Annotated in this window: 16 protein-coding genes and 1 pseudogene; 2 read left to right on the top strand and 15 right to left on the bottom strand. The window is 55.2% G+C overall.

Annotation, left to right across the window (positions count from 1 at the left end; translation table 11 throughout):
• Nucleotides 1-103 precede the first annotated feature (103 nt).
• The 11 genes and pseudogenes from grpM to J2X14_RS09365 all read right to left on the bottom strand — a co-directional run bounded on the left by grpM (nt 104) and on the right by J2X14_RS09365 (nt 10,783).
• A pseudogene (gene grpM / locus J2X14_RS09415) lies at nt 104-2,647 on the bottom strand (glycyl radical diol dehydratase GrpM).
• A 257-nt stretch (nt 2,648-2,904) separates the two neighbouring features.
• Nucleotides 2,905-3,204: a BMC domain-containing protein gene (locus tag J2X14_RS09410; protein WP_352410952.1), complete on the bottom strand. Its 300-nt coding sequence runs from the start codon at nt 3,202-3,204 to the stop codon at nt 2,905-2,907.
• Nucleotides 3,205-3,225: 21 nt separating this feature from the next.
• Nucleotides 3,226-4,722, bottom strand: a complete 1,497-nt coding sequence (locus J2X14_RS09405; RefSeq protein WP_352410951.1) for an aldehyde dehydrogenase family protein — start codon at nt 4,720-4,722, stop codon at nt 3,226-3,228.
• A 29-nt stretch (nt 4,723-4,751) separates the two neighbouring features.
• Nucleotides 4,752-5,537, bottom strand: coding sequence for a propanediol utilization microcompartment protein PduB (gene pduB / locus J2X14_RS09400; protein WP_352410950.1), 786 nt, complete (start codon nt 5,535-5,537; stop codon nt 4,752-4,754).
• A gap of 21 nt (nt 5,538-5,558) precedes the next feature.
• Complete coding sequence (gene grpH, locus J2X14_RS09395) at nt 5,559-5,840, bottom strand: propanediol utilization system shell hexameric protein GrpH (RefSeq protein WP_352410949.1); 282 nt, start codon at nt 5,838-5,840, stop codon at nt 5,559-5,561.
• 193 nt (nt 5,841-6,033) lie between these two features.
• The gene (tdcD, locus tag J2X14_RS09390) at nt 6,034-7,245 is read right to left on the bottom strand and encodes a propionate kinase (RefSeq protein ID WP_352410948.1); all 1,212 of its coding nucleotides are present in this window, start codon (nt 7,243-7,245) and stop codon (nt 6,034-6,036) included.
• Nucleotides 7,246-7,375: 130 nt separating this feature from the next.
• Nucleotides 7,376-7,870 carry a GlcG/HbpS family heme-binding protein gene (locus J2X14_RS09385; RefSeq protein ID WP_352410947.1) on the bottom strand — a complete coding sequence of 165 codons (495 nt, stop codon included), beginning with the start codon at nt 7,868-7,870 and terminating at the stop codon, nt 7,376-7,378.
• Between the two features lie 20 nt (nt 7,871-7,890).
• Complete coding sequence (locus J2X14_RS09380; RefSeq protein ID WP_352410946.1) at nt 7,891-8,163, bottom strand: EutN/CcmL family microcompartment protein; 273 nt, start codon at nt 8,161-8,163, stop codon at nt 7,891-7,893.
• Entirely contained in the window at nt 8,145-8,894 is a 750-nt protein-coding gene (locus tag J2X14_RS09375; RefSeq protein ID WP_352410945.1) for a flavoprotein, read from the bottom strand. Before J2X14_RS09375 ends, J2X14_RS09380 begins: the two co-directional genes overlap by 19 nt.
• 35 nt (nt 8,895-8,929) lie before the next feature.
• Nucleotides 8,930-9,613, bottom strand: coding sequence for a phosphate propanoyltransferase (gene pduL, locus J2X14_RS09370; protein WP_352410944.1), 684 nt, complete (start codon nt 9,611-9,613; stop codon nt 8,930-8,932).
• A gap of 36 nt (nt 9,614-9,649) precedes the next feature.
• Nucleotides 9,650-10,783, bottom strand: coding sequence for a 1-propanol dehydrogenase PduQ (locus tag J2X14_RS09365; protein WP_352410943.1), 1,134 nt, complete (start codon nt 10,781-10,783; stop codon nt 9,650-9,652).
• Between the two features lie 61 nt (nt 10,784-10,844).
• Here J2X14_RS09365 and J2X14_RS09360 point away from each other — a divergent pair, with 61 nt between their 5' ends.
• Nucleotides 10,845-11,012: a hypothetical protein gene (locus tag J2X14_RS09360; RefSeq protein WP_352410942.1), complete on the top strand. Its 168-nt coding sequence runs from the start codon at nt 10,845-10,847 to the stop codon at nt 11,010-11,012.
• Between the two features lie 393 nt (nt 11,013-11,405).
• Here J2X14_RS09360 and J2X14_RS09355 read toward each other — a convergent pair whose 3' ends face one another.
• Both J2X14_RS09355 and J2X14_RS09350 read right to left on the bottom strand, forming a co-directional pair.
• Nucleotides 11,406-12,707: a type II toxin-antitoxin system HipA family toxin gene (locus J2X14_RS09355; RefSeq protein WP_352410941.1), complete on the bottom strand. Its 1,302-nt coding sequence runs from the start codon at nt 12,705-12,707 to the stop codon at nt 11,406-11,408.
• 3 nt (nt 12,708-12,710) lie between these two features.
• Entirely contained in the window at nt 12,711-12,962 is a 252-nt protein-coding gene (locus J2X14_RS09350) for a helix-turn-helix domain-containing protein (RefSeq protein ID WP_352410940.1), read from the bottom strand.
• Between the two features lie 260 nt (nt 12,963-13,222).
• Here J2X14_RS09350 and J2X14_RS09345 point away from each other — a divergent pair, with 260 nt between their 5' ends.
• On the top strand, nt 13,223-14,263 hold the full coding sequence (locus J2X14_RS09345) for a hypothetical protein (protein ID WP_352411088.1): 1,041 nt from the start codon (nt 13,223-13,225) through the stop codon (nt 14,261-14,263).
• A gap of 102 nt (nt 14,264-14,365) precedes the next feature.
• Here the strand turns inward: J2X14_RS09345 and J2X14_RS09340 are convergent, their stop codons facing one another.
• Both J2X14_RS09340 and J2X14_RS09335 read right to left on the bottom strand, forming a co-directional pair.
• The gene (locus tag J2X14_RS09340) at nt 14,366-14,983 is read right to left on the bottom strand and encodes a class I SAM-dependent methyltransferase (RefSeq protein WP_502889985.1); all 618 of its coding nucleotides are present in this window, start codon (nt 14,981-14,983) and stop codon (nt 14,366-14,368) included.
• Nucleotides 14,947-15,960: an HNH endonuclease gene (locus tag J2X14_RS09335; RefSeq protein WP_352410939.1), complete on the bottom strand. Its 1,014-nt coding sequence runs from the start codon at nt 15,958-15,960 to the stop codon at nt 14,947-14,949. Before J2X14_RS09335 ends, J2X14_RS09340 begins: the two co-directional genes overlap by 37 nt.
• Nucleotides 15,961-16,060 lie beyond the last annotated feature (100 nt).

Here is a 16,060-nt window from a genome sequence, read left to right as displayed (position 1 = left end):
CATCACTCTTCAAAAAAGGGACCATCGGATAACAGCAGGTCAGCCGCCGAAAGAGCGACAACGGGCCATGCGTAGCGGCATGGCCCTGACAGGAAAAACCACATCAGAAGTGCTGTTCGGTACGGCTGATGATGTCGTCCTGCACCTCTTTCGCCAGCACCACGAACTGCGCGCTGTAGCCCGCCACGCGCACCACCAAATCCTGATGCTGCTGCGGATTTTGCTGGGCTGCCAGCAGGGTGTCGCGGTCGATAACGTTGAACTGAACGTGCATGCCTTTTTTATCGAAATAGCTACGCACCAGACCGCCAAAGTTACGCAAACCCTTTTCGCCAGCCAGCGAGGAGGGCAGGAACTTCTGGTTATAGAGCGTGCCGTTAGAGGCGATAAAGTGATCCAGCTTCGCTACCGAGTTGGCCGCTGCGGTGGGGCCAACGGTATCTTTGCCCTGGCGCGGTGAGACGCCGTCCGCCAGCGGTTCGCGCGCCAGGCGTCCATCCGGCAGCGCGGCTACGTCCTTCCCGAACAGCACGTTAGCCGAAACCGGATAGATGCCCGCCTGAAAACGGCCGCCGCGTGGATTGGTGTACTTCTCTACTTCCTGGCAGTAGATCAGGGCGCATTGTCGGGCCACCAAATCCACTTCATCGATATCGTTACCGAAGCACGGCGTGTTCTCCAGAATGCGGCGGATCTCCTCATAACGGGAGCCGCCCGCAGGCTGCGCTGCGCTGGTGGCGGAGAGCTGGCGATAAACTTCATCTTTAATCGCCGCCGGATCAAGCGAGCCGTGCCGATCGATAATGCGTTTCACCATCTCGTGAATATCCTGCTCGCCCAGAGACGATTTCGCGGGCGCATGATGCGGATTGCCGCCCACCGGATAACCGAAATTGGCATCCAGCGCGCCTTTCAGCTCCTGCAACGTTAATTTGCGATCTTCGAATACCTGTTTCTGAATGGCATAAACCGAGTCGCCGGTATCCGCCACGCCAAAGGCCTGCGGGCCGGTAAAGTTATAGATAGCGCCGCCTTCCTGCAGGGATTTACCACGACCGATACAGTCATCCACCAGTGCGGAAAGGAACGGCAGCGGGCAACGTTCACCGTGGGCAAGGTCAACGCTGTTGCACGCCTCAACCAGCTGATGAACAAAGTGCGCCATCTGGGTTTTAAAGGCGGCGTAAAAGTCATCCATGCTGCTGTATTGCGTCATCTCGCCGGTTACCGGCCCGAGCTGTTTGTTGCCGACGCGCCCGTTATTCAGGGTGATCTCCAGCACTTTCGCCACGTTGAAAAAGGCGGCGTCGTGCCAGCCTTCGGTGCGATGCGGCGCCTGCGGCTCTACGCAGCCGATAATGCAGTAATCGCGCGCGTCGTGCAGCGATACGCCGCGATTTTGCAGCGCCGGAATGATCACTTCGTCGTTGTAAATGGCCGGAACGCCCAGGCCAAGACGAATCAGCTCACAGGCACGATAAAGGAACGCATCCGGCGTGCCCTGCCAGACGCGAATCGAGAACGACGGCTGCGGCAAACGCACGTGTGCGGTCGCTTCCATACACATATAGGTCAGCGGGTTGGTGGCGTCGCGCCCGTCCGCCGTCTGGCCGCCGACGCACAGGTTCTGGAACACGGCATAACCGGCAAATGCCTGCGCGGAAACCTCATCGCGCGTTTTGTTAATATCGTTCAGTTTGATCCAACAGCAATCCACCAGTTCCTAGGCAAATTCATCGCTGATGGTCTGATCCGCCGCCAGATAGGGATACATATATTGATCGAAACGTCCCGGCGAAATGGAATGGCCGCTGGACTCAATTTGCAGCATGCTCTGGATAAACCAGAAGGTCTGGCATGCTTCCCAGAAGGTGGTTGCGCCGTTTTCCGGTACGCGCGTACAGTTCTGCGCAATCTGCTCCAGTTCGCGCTGGCGGGTTGGATCGCGTTCTTCGCGGGCAAGACGCGACGCTTCGGCGGCATAGCGATGGGCAAAATTGATCGCGGCCTGATAGCTAATGATTACCGCATGATAAAACTGCTCTTTTTTGATGTAGTCCGGCGAGCGGCGATCGAGTTTTTCCAGCGCGTGGGTGACTTCATCAATAATGCCGCGAAAACCGATTCTTAATATTTTGCCGTAGTCCACGCTCACATGGCCCACGCCGCCGTAGAAGTAGTTGCCGACGGTAAAAACGCCGCTGCTCATGCTCTCTTTGGTCGCTTCAGACATATAAGACGCCGCCAGCGAGCTGGTGGTTTTGCCCGGCCAGTATTTAAACGCCTGATGCAGTTCTTCGGCGGTTTTTTGCGGGATGATAAACGGGTCGGCAACCCGGTGTTCCATGGTGGCGAACTCTTTTTCCACCCACTCATAAGAGAATTCAGGGCAAATTTCCGTGGAGCGCGGATTAATGGTTACCGCGCCCACAATTAATTCATCAGGGCGAATGGTAACCGGCAGCTCATTAAATATTTTTTCAACCACTTTGGCGCGGCGCATAATAGCGGGAAGATGTTCATTCTGTTTATAGGCTTCGGTCGCCAGCACGGCGCGCTCAGATTCCACATAAGGCTTCGCCTGCAGAATCATATTTTTAAGCCTGACAACACGATCGGTTGGATGAGTAAACCCTTTCTCTAACATACAATAACTCCCGAAGTTAAGCGTGATGCGTTAACCACGCCTGAATGGTTTAACCTGACGGCAGCGCCGACGATATCGGTAAATTAAACGGCTACCTCGCAGGCAAATAGATTGACGTAATAAAGCGTATTATTCAGGTGTGCCGTTTTTGCGGCGCAGCATGTCCGTTAATAATGATGCGGTAATAAATACTGACTGAGGTAATGGCTTAAAAATAGAATGGCGTTAAAAGCCATGATTCATTTATTAACGCGTTCTCAGAATGCATCGCTATCATCTTCAATAATGCGCATCGCCTCATTTACCGCAGCAACCTCACCGAATATTGCCAGCGTAGTAATATGTTGCGGACAACTGCCAAAAATTTCTGATACCGCAACGTGCGCGCTTTTACTGGCCTGGTCGGCATAAAAATAGAGGTCAGGCACCGGCAACATAATCAGCCCAATCGCATCAATACGCACCCTTTCCAGCCGACTGCGTGATTCTGAGGGCATACGTCGTTTCAGCATCGCCACGGTTTCCGGCGTTGGTGCGTTAATGATGCGTTTTTTCATGGCTGGGCCGTCCTGCGTCTGTTAACGAATATTGAGCGCTTCGACCATCACACAGCGGCGATGTCTGGCGAAGGCGCGCGCTGAAGTCAGCCCTTCGCCCGTTGGGCCTGCGATGGTAAAGGTGGCATGCCCTTCGCTGCCCACGCCGATGCCCGCGTAAGAGGGGCCGTTTTTGACAAAAATCGTGGTCTGGATCAGGCGCGCCATTTTGGTCAGCTTCTCCACATTGGTGGAGTGCATAATGGCGGTATGACGATGGCCATGCTCCACCCGCACTGCCAGCTCAATCGCTTCATCAACATTCGCTACCCGCACCACCGGCAGAATCGGCATCATCAGCTCATGCACCACGAAAGGATGGTCGCGTTCGGTTTCGATCAAGATCACTTTGATCTCTTCCGGCGCGCTAATTCCGATCTGCTGGAGCAGGTAACGCGCATCTTTACCAACAAAAGCGGTATTCGGGCCGGTGCCTTTATCATTCAGCGCCAGCGCCTGGAGCTGCTGAATATGCTGCTTATCGCACAGCAGCCAGGCGCCGCTTTTTTTCATGCAGTGGATAAGATAATCGGCGACCTCATTAACAACGATCACCTCCTTTTCCGCCACGCAGGGCAGGTTATTGTCGAAGCTACAGCCGTTAACAATATCGCGCGCGGCCTTCTCAATATTCGCGGTTTCATCCACCACGGCAGGCGGATTGCCCGCGCCCGCGCCAATGGCCTTTTTACCGGATGACATCACGGTTTTCACAATAGCCGGGCCGCCGGTCGCCACCAGCATATTGACGCGCGGATCGTTGATCAGCGTATTGGTGTTATCGATGGACGGATTGGCTACCGTCACCACCAGATGAGCGGGTGCGCCCAGTCGGGCCAGCTGTTGGTTAATCAGCTGGACGCAGTGCAGGGAAACATGGCGCGAGCGCGGATGCGGGCTAAACACCACGGTATTGCCCGCCGCCAGCATGCCGATGGCGTTGTTGATAATGGTCTCAGTGGGGTTGGTGGTGGGCGTGATCGAGCCAATCACGCCATACGCTGAATACTCTGTTAGCGTCAGGCCGCCGTCGCCGCTCAGCGCGTGGGTCGCGAGATCTTCAATGCCCGGCGTTTTCTGCGCGGCAACGCGGTTTTTCACCACTTTGTCGGCATAGTTGCCCATTCCGGTTTCTTCCAGCGTCATGCGGGAGATCGTTTGCAGCAGCGCTTCCTGTAGGAAAAGCTGGCGAATGCCATCAACAAACCTGGCGCGATCCTGCATCGAGCAATGACGATACTGGATCTGTGCCTGTTGTGCGGCGGTAATCGCCTCATCCATGGTGGCGAAAACGCCGTCGCCCGCAGAAATGGGTGCCGCAGGTGCCGCGTTTGTCCGGCTCGCCAGCACGTTGGCGACAATCGATTCGATATCATCGCGCTCGGGGGCGGGCGCCGCCGCAGGCGCAGGCTCCGGCGTGGTGTTACTGTATTTACTCAGCACGCGAGAGACGGCCTGGGTAATTTCAACATCGTTCATGCTTCATACTCCTTACGTCACGCGCGCCATCAAATATAGGGGGTGGTGGTCGATTTGATGGGGGCCGGATCCAGCGTCGCCAGCAGTTGCTTGCCGACATCTCTGGCGGCAATCACCGCCTGACGCACCGCGCCAGAATCACCGGCGAAGGTAAAGATCACTTCATTACTGAAGCTGGTGCCCTGTGCGGGGCTGGCGTAGCCGACTGGCTCAATTACTGCGGCCTTCGCAGCGGTATCCGCCACCACCACGCCGATCGCCGCAGGCGACGCGCAGGTCATGCCAAACGATTTGCCCACCGGCGCGCCAAACGCTTTGTTAAGGGCGTAGCTGGCGCGCGCGGTGTACTGGAACTCCAGATGACCCGCCGGTGAACCGTAAACATCGCCCATGGTACGTTCGATTTCCGCCAGTGCGACCTCCACGGCGCGGCGCACATCAGAAACGTCGGACGCACCGAAAATAATCAAACAGCCATGTCCGCCGCCGCCTTCGGTATCACGCGCCAGCTCAATAGAAAGGATTTCGCTATTGGTGGCTTTAATCGCTTCATCCGCCGCGAAAATATGCGGGCCAGCGCCGGTACGCGCGCCAAGAATACCGATTGAGCGATATTTCTTGTCGATGTTCATGACTTCATGTAGCTGATGATCGACATTCGCAATAACCAGCCCGATAGTATGTCCCAGAGCCGTACCGATAAATTCCGTTAAGCCGCAACCGGCTAAGTTGGCTGCGGTGTTATTATCTGTTTGTACCTCGGTCTGTTTATTCATTACGTCAGATATAATCTGCTCAACAAGATTATCTCTCATGGTCAGTATCCTCCGGCTTTATTAACTGACCGCTTTCGGCAGAATTTTTTCCACTTCGATATGCGGGCGCGGGATTACATGTACTGATACCAGTTCACCGACTTTTCCTGCGGCAGACGATCCCGCATCCGTAGCCGCTTTTACGGCGCCAACGTCGCCGCGCACCATGACGGTCACTAACCCGGAGCCAATTTTTTCGTAACCCACTAGCGTCACGTTTGCCGATTTAACCATGGTGTCCGCGGCTTCAATTGCAGAAACCAGACCTTTTGTTTCCACCATACCTAACGCTTCTTGTTGCATAATAACCTCGATATTTTTCGCTAAGAGTAAAAGCAGGTCGTGAATTAACCCACCGGGGTAAGCGCCATCTATCTGATAAATTCATCTGCTACGATGGTATGGCGCGCAGGACAAAATGTTTTGCCCGTCAGAGAGACTTTCTTGTTTTTTAACCTCGGGCCGGACAATAAATTCCTGCTGTGACGCGCAACCTTCAGGCCATGCTATGACGCTGCGCCGCAATTGCCGCGGCATCCTGCGCAATCATCTTTTCTTCATTGGTCGGGATCACCGCCACGATGGGCGAGCCGGGCAGGGAGATCACCCCTTGCTGACCGGCGACCATATGCGCATTTTTCGCGGCGTCGAGGCGCACGCCGAACACCGCCAGCCTTTGCGCGGTCAGCTCGCGCACCAGCGCAGAGTTTTCCCCGATACCGCCGGTAAAGATCAGCGCATCAAAGCGATGCAGCGCGGCAAGATGCGCGCCAAGGTGGCGGGCAAGGCGGTGAACCATCACATCAATGGCCAGCGTGGCACGCGGATCGCCGTTGTGACGCGCCTCCTGCAATGTTCGACAATCGCTGGAAAGGCCCGACAGGCCAAGCAGGCCAGCGTCATGGTTCAGCATGGCGTACAGCGCGTCGAGGGTTTGCCCGGTACAACGCGCGATATAGGCGGCCGCACCAAAATCGAGATCGCCGCAGCGGGTGCCCATCACCAGCCCCTCCAGCGGCGTCATGCCCATTGAGGTATCGACGCTCGCACCGTTTTTCACCGCGCATACCGATGAGCCGTTGCCGAGGTGGGCGATAAGCAGGCCGTGATCGTTGGGATCAAGCTGTAAGCGCGCAACCGCCTCCGCGGCGATAAAACGATGCGAGGTGCCATGAAAGCCGTAACGTCTGACTTGGTGCTGCTGCTGATACGCCAGTGGAATCGCGTAGGTATAGGCTTCCGGCGGCAGCGTCTGATGAAAGGCGGTATCGAATACCGCAACCTGCGGCACCGTGGGCAGCAGCGCCATCGCCGCGTCTATGCCGAGCAGGTTGGCAGGATTATGCAACGGCGCCAGGGCGGAAAGCGCCTGAATGCGCTGAATCACCTCAGCGGTGAGCAGCACGGACTGTTTGAAATCACTGCCGCCGTGCGCCACGCGATGGCCGATGGCGCACAGGCGCGACAGCAGCCCCTGGCCGTCGAGCCTGGCGAACAGCGCCTGTAGCGCGCTGCTGTGGCTGGGCTCGGCGAGCAACGCGGTGGTTTTGTCGCCCGCCGCCGCTTTAAAGGTAATCGACGCCTCTGGCAGCCCGAGTTTTTCCGCCAGCCCGGAGAGCAACGGGGTATTCGCATCGCGCGGAATCACGGAAAACTTCAGGGAAGATGAGCCGCAGTTAATAACCAAAACCAGTGAAGCTGACGACATAGTGACCTCGGTCTCCAGTATGTTATAGACCCGTCATATTTCAGGTTGCAGGTGCGTGGACTTTCCTCGGGGTAAGCGCCTGGTGTCGCCGCCCGCCTGCAACGCGAATTATTGCGGGTAGAAAGGCAAGTTAGGGGGTAAGTGGGAATCGCGTATGGCTGAAACGCGCCAGAGCGGCAGTAGCGATAGCGATATCGTCTTCCACGCTGCCGCCGCTGATCCCCAGGCCGCCAAGCAGTACGCCGTCTGACCAGCAGGGCAATCCGCCGCCAAAGCAGCAGATACGGGGCGTATTTTGTAGGCCGTAAAGGCTGGCGCCGGGCTGGACTTCGCGTGCCAGCTGGTGGGTCGGCATTTTTAACGCCACCGCCGTCCAGGCTTTTTGCTCCGCCAGCGTGTGGCTGATAAGTAACGCGTTATCCATGCTAAAGAAGTAGCGCTGCTGGCCGCTGGCATTCACCAGACTGAAAACAATCGGTACGTTAAGCTGTTCAGCGGCTTCGCGGGCGTAGTCCGCCAGCAGCGCCGCATCCGTCAGGCTCAGCGCGGCAGGGCGCGGCGCTAGCTGATGGGCAATCGCTTCATTGATACAGCGATCCATGTTGGTATCGAATTGATGGCGCATGGCTTCTCCTCGCGGGTGAATCACTGGCCGTTAACATCAAGTGAATCGATAATGCCGACCACGGCGGCATCGATAACAGAATGCGCTTTGCTGGCACTCATGCGCGCGGAACTGCCGGTAGTGACGATCACCGTTTCACCATTACCGGCACCGACAAAATCCACCGCGACCTGCGCCGTGCCCGTGGGCTGACAGTGTTCATCCAGACGCGCGACAATCAGCAGTTTCGCGCCGTTAAGCGAAGCGTGTTTGCTGGTCGAGACCAGCGCGCCGGTTACCCTGGCCAGATACATGTTTCCTCCTGTCCATCGCGTACGATGGTGATGCCGCGATCGCGTATTTCATCAAGCGCAGCGGGGGTGATCAGCGTGTGATGAGGAACGTGCAGCGCCGCGCCTTTGGCGTAACGCCGCACCTCGCTGCGCGTTATCAGCGGTTTTTTAGCGCTTGTCGGCAGCATTTGTTGCATTGGGCGTTGGCCGATCACGCTGATGCCGTATGCGGCAAGCGTGGCGGCGTAATTCGCCAGGCGCGCACGCAACGCCGCCGGAAGCGAGAACGCTGCATCAGGCTGACATTCGGCATTCAGCGTAGCGACCACCGGTTTATTCAGGCGGAGGGCGTGGAAAGCCCAGCGGCACACCAGGTTATCGCGTATCCCCAGCGCAATTTTGCTCAGGCTGTTGCTGGAAAGCGCGGGCAGATAGAGCCCGTGCCAGGGCGCATCCGTTTCTTGCGGTGGTTGGTTGTCGCATAGCACATCAATACCGCGGCGTGCCAGCGCCTCCAGGCAGGCGGCGCGCAATGGTGACTGCATGGCGCTATGGGAAAAGGCGATAACCAGCTGATAGCCGTTTCGATCCAGCGCCGCCAGGCAATCCAGCGTGGCGGGCAGCGTAGCGAGATCCTCGCCGCTGACGATCGCGCGCATTACCGGGCGCGGTGGCGCCAGACGTTGAGTTCGCTGCGCCACGATTTCAGCAATAATGCTATCAAGCAGAAGCGAGAGACGTGATGCGTCCACGGTTTCCCTCCTCTGACGGCCTGACGTTCTGCGCGTTAGTCATCATGACCTGCCGCCATCACGCGCTTTACGCAGTCGCCGTTGCGTAAGCCGAGGCCGTTTGCCTCTTCCACATCGATATGCATTTCCAGCACGGCATCAGCGCTGACGCGCACTACAACGTGACTGAGAATGCCGCCACGGCGTCCGGCAATACGCACATCGATCTCCATGCCGTCGCGCAGCCCATAGCGTTCCGCTTCAGTCGGGGAAATATGGATATGCCGCCAGGCAACGATCGCGCCGTCCGTTTTGATCACCCGCCCGCAGGGACCGATAATTTCAATGCCCGGCGAGTCCAGCAGATTGCCGGACATTCTGACCGGCGCCTTCACGCCCAGCACAAAGCTGTCGGAAACCGAGATCTCGACCTGAGTACTGTTACGCAGCGGGCCAAGCACGCGTACTTTATGCAGCTCGCCTTTAGGCCCCCGCAAGGTCACCGTCTCTTCGGCAGCGTACTGTCCGGGCTGCTTCACGGCTTTCATACGGGTCAGCGTGGAGCCATAGCCAAACAGGACATCCATATCTTCCCGGCTCAGATGCACATGACGATTGGAGATGCCAACAGGGATTTCCAGCGTCTGCGCTGCGTCGGTCAGCGTCCGGGCGTTGCGTGCCGCCAGTTCCTGCAGGATCTGTTGCGTAATCAATTCGGCTTGCTGCTGGTTATAATTCATAACGTTAACGACCTAAAAGTAATGAACAGAGCATGTTTAGCGATGCCGCTGCGCCTGACCGACGATAAGCGTCAGCAGCCGATCAACCTCAGCGGCAGTGGGCTGACAGGGATTCGAGGCGGTGCAGCCATCTGCCAGCGTGGCGGCGATAAGCGGCTGGCGCAGAGCGGCAAAATCGGTGAGATCCGTGCCCAGCGCCTGTAGCGTGGCGGGGATGCCAAAACGGCGATTCATCGCGTGGATATGGTTTATCAGCGCGCCGAGCGCTTGCTCAGCGGTGGCGGCGTTTATTCCCATTATGGCCGCGCAGCGCTGATAACCCGCCAGGGCATGAGGGGCGCGCTGAGCGTTGAACGCAATTACTAAGGGCAGCAGCATGGCGTTAATTTTGCCGTGTGGAATATGCAGCATGCCGCCGATGGCGTGCGCCATGCCGTGCACCAGCCCCAGCCCGGCAGCGTTAAACGCCATACCGGCCATACAGGAGGCGTTATGCAGATGGCTACGCGCCTGAATATGGCGTTCGTCCTGAAAAACCACCGGCAGATATTGCCCAACCAGAGCAATCGCTTTTTCCGCCAGCGCGTCGCTAAAATCATTAGCATTGATGGAGACCAGCGCTTCTATCGCATGCGTCAGCACATCCATACCGGTATCAACCGTGACCTGACGGGGAACCGATAACACCAGATTGGGATCAAGAATGGCGTAATCGGGCACCAGCGCGTCGGCAATCAGCGGATATTTACGGCCGTTTTGCGGATCGGAGATGATGGCGTAAGCGGTCACTTCTGAACCGGACCCGCTGGTGGTAGGAATAGCGATCAATTCAATGGCATGGTCGGGAAGAGACTCGGTCAGCGTGACCTTAATGCCCTTTGCCGCATCCAGGGCGGAACCGCCGCCCAGCGCGATAATCACTTCCGGCCTGAAGGCGAGAAAATGCGCCGCGCCCGCACAGAGAACATCAACATTTGGATCGGGTTTGACGTCGCTGAAGATGGAGACGGTTGCCTGCGGCATTTCGTTAATCAGGTCGCGCGTTTTCCCTGACTGCACCATAAACGCATCGGTGACAATCCCGACCTTTTTATGATTCAGCCGCTGTAATGCGCTAATGGCTTGTGGGCCAAAACAGATTTTAGGAACAGAAAACAACGCGCTCGCCATCTCTTGACTACCTTATTCCTGAAACGGAGCACCGGGATGCGAATTCCGGTGATGAAAAGAGATGTCATGGTGTCACGGCAAAGAAAGAATGACGCTGGCGATGCTTGTGCAGCGTCAGGATTATGTTGCTGTCATGGTATGTTGCGGACAAAAAAATACAGGGCTTATTTCCGATCTTGTTTTGATGAAATCATCCATGTTAACCAATAAAGCGCCAGGCCAGCGATAAACACGAGAACGGGGGCGATAACGCGCATGATCCCTTCATTGGCAAATATTGCGATAAAAATTCCTGTGACTACGGCGCTAATAACTGCCGCCCCGGATAATTCAGAAATGACCTTTCTGCACAGTCTAAAGATTCTCGATTGCACTCAGAAATTGCTCCGTTTTTGAAGGGTTTTTACGAAGAGTCTCACCAGGCGCGTTATCATGCTGGCCATTATTCCGCTAACGACTTTTGAACCAGGATCACCTGTAATCGCTGGCTGTATTGACGGTTTTTAACCCTGGAAAATAGCTGTTCCGATGAATTTATCTGTGATGTTTCAGCGCTGCATCCAGAAAAGAGGATAAAAGACTTTGATTGTCATCTCCGCGGCTGCCTCAGAACGCTCTGTACTTACCCTCTGATAATGCGGGCGGCCTGGCTGGCTAATCCACTGAAAATCGCGCTGCTGATCTGTTCAGGGAAATCTGCCGGTAGCGTTGCCGCAACTGTAGCAATAACCTTTGCGGTGCGAGCGGCCATCTCTTGCATCAGGCTGAACGCCATCTCCTGAGAGAATCCAACATGCGCGGAGGTGCTAATAAAATGACGGGGCTGAATCCTGGCGAAATGATATTGTCGATTCTTTCCCTGTAATGCCATAGCCATCTTTGCTTTTTGGCGCGGAATACCACCCGTGGCAAAAATGGGGAACGCGGACATAACATCGTACAAGGGCGTCATCCGAAACGAAGATTCCGGCTCAATGAACACGCTAAAATTCTTCCCATGACCATCTATCGCAGCCAGCATCCAGAAAAGAATCTGCGATTTAAAAAACATCTCGCGGTCCTGGGCGGCAAAACGCGAGCCTAACAGCAGTTTCATGGCGTCCGCGATCCCCGGGCCGCCGTGTGCTTCATATTTCAATGCTGGCGCGATGCCAAGCGCCTGGCAGAAGTCCTCCTGAGGCAGACGCATCAGCCAGTCATTACGTGACCATCGCCGGTCAAAACGCTCAACAATCAATACCTTTTTTTGTCCAAATCTACCCAGCTCGGCGTTAGCTACCGGGAAGCCAAATTCTTTAGCAATACGCAGGCAAAGCCACTCGTTTTCGCAGCTTTCACGCAGATCGATGTTGTTCTGCTCTATTCTGCCAATCGGGAGTTTGAAAATATGGCTGGTTGGCGTGCTGCCCTGCGGCCTTTGCCAGCAGTCCTGATACCAGAGCAACGCCGTTTTTTCCTGGGCTCCGGCTAATGAGATACGAAAATCGGCACCTTCTTCCATTCCCAGAGGGGCCATCTGATATCCATCAAGCAGCGCTTCAATTTGCGTGGAATCCAGCGGTTCCGCCTGTGTTTCCATCACCGAAGGGGTGTCACTTCCGGGTGGGTAAAGCTGAATGGCGCCGACACAGTCACGCCCGACACTCGCTAATAAATCGAAAGGGTGTGTCGTTTCCACATGAAAGCGGGCCTGCATCCTGGCAATAATCGCGTCGGAATCGGGCAGCAGATTGCTAAAGAAATTAAAGACCTCTTTTCCTCTAATCCTGTCGTGCTGCAGCGGAAGTGACAGTGAAATTGCGCGTGAACCGGGTTCAGCCAACCATTCGGGCGTGTATTGAAATGACATGGCACCGCTGCCGTCCCGGTACAAACTGCCTACCCTCTCGCCATTCATCGCAACGACCAGCCTCTGTGTGCGCATCTTTTACCACTCCTTCGTCCAGATTTTTTCTTTATCCAGCGTGATGCCTTTTTTCACTACCCGTAGCTCCAAATCCAGCGCTGACAGGATCTTAAACAAGGTTTCCAGTTTGGTGGAATCAGGTCTGTTTTCGAAATCAGAGACGGTTGACTGCTTAATGCCAACAAGCTCAGCGGTTTGTGACTGGGTTAGCTTTTTGATTTTGCGCTGGTCTCTAACCGCGTTCGCCAGTAAAGCGGGAGATGTTACTTTCACTATTATCCCCTCTAACGGATATTTTGGAAAAATCCCCTATAGGGGATAAATACAAATTAACCGCTATAGGGGATAAAAGCAATTTATCCGCCAGAGAGGGTAAAATTGTCTGTAACACCAATGAAGAAGATGATGAATTGGACTCTGAATTCCAGCGTTTTTTTCAGCTATTACTGCATCCATTTATGCCGCTAACCTCGCCATATGCATCCCGCTTGTTCTGTTTTAAACTCCTAACGGCAAATCACAGGGAAGGGCTAATGGCAAAATACTGGTGGAAGGACCTTACTGATCGAAACAATACCTGGCAGGGGCTGGAGCTGATAGTTCAGAACCAACCAACGCCTCATCATGCCATGGAAATGCTGAGCGGCCATCATGGGCGCATGATGCTTCAGTTCCAGAAAGAGACCCTGTTCTGGGCCACAATGCTAAAAGATCATTCCGGTGCCTGGCTGGTGTTTAACAGCGAGCATCCTCATCAGCGTAGTTTATTGCCACCGATCAATTCAGGCGATGTCGAATCGATTAGAAAGAAAGCGGCTCACAGCTGGACGGGAGAGTGGTGTCGTTACTTTGCTCGTCAGCTAATGAATGCGCCAGAGCCTTTGTTGCCCGCCCGTCGTTGGTTGCTCAGGCCCATGGCACCGCTTAAACCCACCGCGCCCTATGTTTGCCAGCAATCGGTTCCTTTAGCGAACTGGCGCTTTCATTCGCCTGCCAGTGACGGAAATATTCACTGTGACTGGACATTGTATGGGGAAGATTTTCCTGACTTAGCCAACCCGGAAAAAATCAGTTTGGTGGACTGGTGGTGGGGCGGAAACCTGCTGCTGGGACGCTACCCGGTTACCGTTGATGCAGGCAGGCTGAAGTGGTGGCGTAAAAAATGCCGTGAGGGCACGCTGCCTCCTGTGCTGGTCTGGTATATCGGCGGCCTGGCGTCATTCGTGATCCTTGATGGGCATTATCGGTTGCAGGCTGCCATTGAAGAGGGCATTCCGCCGATGTTTTTAGTGCTGAGTGAACTGAATGAAAGAGAGTATCAATCCAGTCCTGAGCACCAGACACGTATTCTACGGACGCTAGAGCAACAGCAGCGTAAAAACCCACAGTACAACGTTGAAGGCGTAAACCAGACGCTGATTAACCTTTACGATACGCGCTATTTTTATGCTTCAACCCACAGCCGCGCCGTACTTGGCGAAGGCCAAAACTGGCAGCGAGAGGTTAAAGCTTATCTGCAAAAGCATCAGCTGACAGCGAATCTGGACAATATCCTGAACAGGGTAAGCGAATGATTTAATGGAGGGAGTATAAGAACGTTTTTAAAGAATATTGGGATACCATTTTGGCATCTGCTGGCAGGCCTGGGTATAAATGCGCGACAACGCTGGCAATCGTCACCTTACCTTCACCACCAGCCCGTTTAGCCAAACCTCGTCCCGATCCACGCGCTTGTCCTCTGTCTGCCACACCGCTTTAACGTCCAGCTCAGGCAGTGCCGCCATCAGCGCGCGTAGCCGCGTTTCTTCCAGGTCGGTAAAACGTCTGCCATCTTTCTCGCGTTCGCCGCGCCCCAGCTTAAATGAAAGATACCAAACGCCGTTTGGCTTTAACGCGTTTGCCAGGCGGGCAAATACCGCTGGCAAATCCGCTTCGGCAACATGCAATAGTGAAGCGCAACACCAGATGCCGTCATAGCGCGCAGGCGCGTTGAAATCCTCAAAACGCAGTACGTTTATTGGCAGGCCGGTCAAAGCGCTTGCGCGTTGCGCCATTTCACTGGAAGCATCAAACGCCTCCACCGCATAGCCGCGCGCCAGAAAAGCGCTGGCGTCGCGCCCGGAACCGCAGCCTGCATCCAAAATTTGTGCGCCGGGCGGCAGGTAAGCCAAAAAGCGATCATATAGAGCTGACATATCCACCTGCACCGTTTCATTGAAAAAGCGCTGCGCATGCTGCTGGTAATAGTCAATGCTTATCAAAATATCGCATCTCCCTGCGCGCCCGGCTCCCATTGATGCATTAATATATTCAGGGCGCTCTGCCAGGCACGCTGTAAAAAAGCGTGTCGCTGTTCAGGCTGGCTGCCGGTCTGTTGCACCAGCGTCTCATGCAGCGGCAGGCGGCTATTAATAAAATACTCATTGCGATGATGCAGGCGCTCCAGCAGCCGCAGGGAAGGGATGCGCGCAAACTTGCCGTTCTCGCCGCGGTTGCAGGTCTGGCAGGCCAGCACCAGGTTCCAGACGCCGTTAATATTACCTACCTTATCCTGCAGGCTCCACGGCAGAAAGTGATCCACATCCGCCAGGTTCTCATCGCCAGGCGTCAGGCTGATCGTACGATAGCAATAGAAACAGCGCCCCTTCTGATAACCGTTCAGGCTGTTGCGGCAGCTGGTGATGTTGACGCGGCGGTCGCGCGGGCGGCTAAACAGTATCTGCTGCTCGCTGTCATACTCTACCGCCACCAGATTACGTGAAACGCCCATTGCCCAGGCCTGTTCCACCAGCCGCCAGCGCGCATCGGTTTCATGAATTAAATTAGTAAACTGCTCGCTCTCGGTCAGGCGATAAAAATCATCGGTCAGCCGGATGCCTTTGGCCGTTTTACGCTCATCAATAAAAAAACGCTTCTCAATCTCGGCACGGTTCACGTGGTGAAAGGCATCGATCACGTTGGCAAAGCCGCGCTTCACGGTGATCTCAATCAGCTGTGCCTCGTCGATCTCTCCCTGATTAAACTGCGTGCAGGCGTCAAGAAACTGGCTGCCGCGGGAAGTAATTTGTTTCGGCGCTTCCTGTAAATGCGCGCACAGATGGCGGGCAAACGGGGCGGCCAGCGCCTCCATGGTGATCAGTTCTTTGCTCTGCGGGTGCAGATCATAAAGTGCATGAGCGAGAGCGAACTTATAAGAAGCAACGTTGTTGCCAAAAAGGATCACGCCACGCCAGTAATTCTCCAGCGTAGGGTCAGCCTGATAAAAGCGCATGGTTTATCCTGATTATGCTGCGGTAGCGGGACAGTAAGCGTTAACTCAACCTGTAACAGCATCCCATAATAAACTATGTCATCTCAATAATACGCAAATC

The organism is Mixta sp. BE291 (assembly GCF_031457955.1).
Taxonomy (GTDB): domain Bacteria; phylum Pseudomonadota; class Gammaproteobacteria; order Enterobacterales; family Enterobacteriaceae; genus Mixta.
This window is presented reverse-complemented; position numbering and strand designations above follow the sequence as displayed.

Excerpts from the sequence above, each read along its gene's own strand:
- J2X14_RS09410 (WP_352410952.1), bottom strand. The coding sequence starts at position 3,204 with ATGAAAAAACGCATCATTAACGCACCAACGCCGGAAACCGTGGCGATG.
- J2X14_RS09405 (WP_352410951.1), bottom strand. The coding sequence starts at position 4,722 with ATGAACGATGTTGAAATTACCCAGGCCGTCTCTCGCGTGCTGAGTAAA.
- pduB (WP_352410950.1), bottom strand. The coding sequence starts at position 5,537 with ATGAGAGATAATCTTGTTGAGCAGATTATATCTGACGTAATGAATAAA.
- grpH (WP_352410949.1), bottom strand. The coding sequence starts at position 5,840 with ATGCAACAAGAAGCGTTAGGTATGGTGGAAACAAAAGGTCTGGTTTCT.
- tdcD (WP_352410948.1), bottom strand. The coding sequence starts at position 7,245 with ATGTCGTCAGCTTCACTGGTTTTGGTTATTAACTGCGGCTCATCTTCC.
- J2X14_RS09385 (WP_352410947.1), bottom strand. The coding sequence starts at position 7,870 with ATGCGCCATCAATTCGATACCAACATGGATCGCTGTATCAATGAAGCG.
- J2X14_RS09380 (WP_352410946.1), bottom strand. The coding sequence starts at position 8,163 with ATGTATCTGGCCAGGGTAACCGGCGCGCTGGTCTCGACCAGCAAACAC.
- pduL (WP_352410944.1), bottom strand. The coding sequence starts at position 9,613 with ATGAATTATAACCAGCAGCAAGCCGAATTGATTACGCAACAGATCCTG.
- J2X14_RS09365 (WP_352410943.1), bottom strand. The coding sequence starts at position 10,783 with ATGGCGAGCGCGTTGTTTTCTGTTCCTAAAATCTGTTTTGGCCCACAA.
- J2X14_RS09360 (WP_352410942.1), top strand. The coding sequence starts at position 10,845 with ATGTCATGGTGTCACGGCAAAGAAAGAATGACGCTGGCGATGCTTGTG.
- J2X14_RS09355 (WP_352410941.1), bottom strand. The coding sequence starts at position 12,707 with ATGCGCACACAGAGGCTGGTCGTTGCGATGAATGGCGAGAGGGTAGGC.
- J2X14_RS09345 (WP_352411088.1), top strand. The coding sequence starts at position 13,223 with ATGGCAAAATACTGGTGGAAGGACCTTACTGATCGAAACAATACCTGG.
- J2X14_RS09340 (WP_502889985.1), bottom strand. The coding sequence starts at position 14,983 with ATGGGAGCCGGGCGCGCAGGGAGATGCGATATTTTGATAAGCATTGAC.
- J2X14_RS09335 (WP_352410939.1), bottom strand. The coding sequence starts at position 15,960 with ATGCGCTTTTATCAGGCTGACCCTACGCTGGAGAATTACTGGCGTGGC.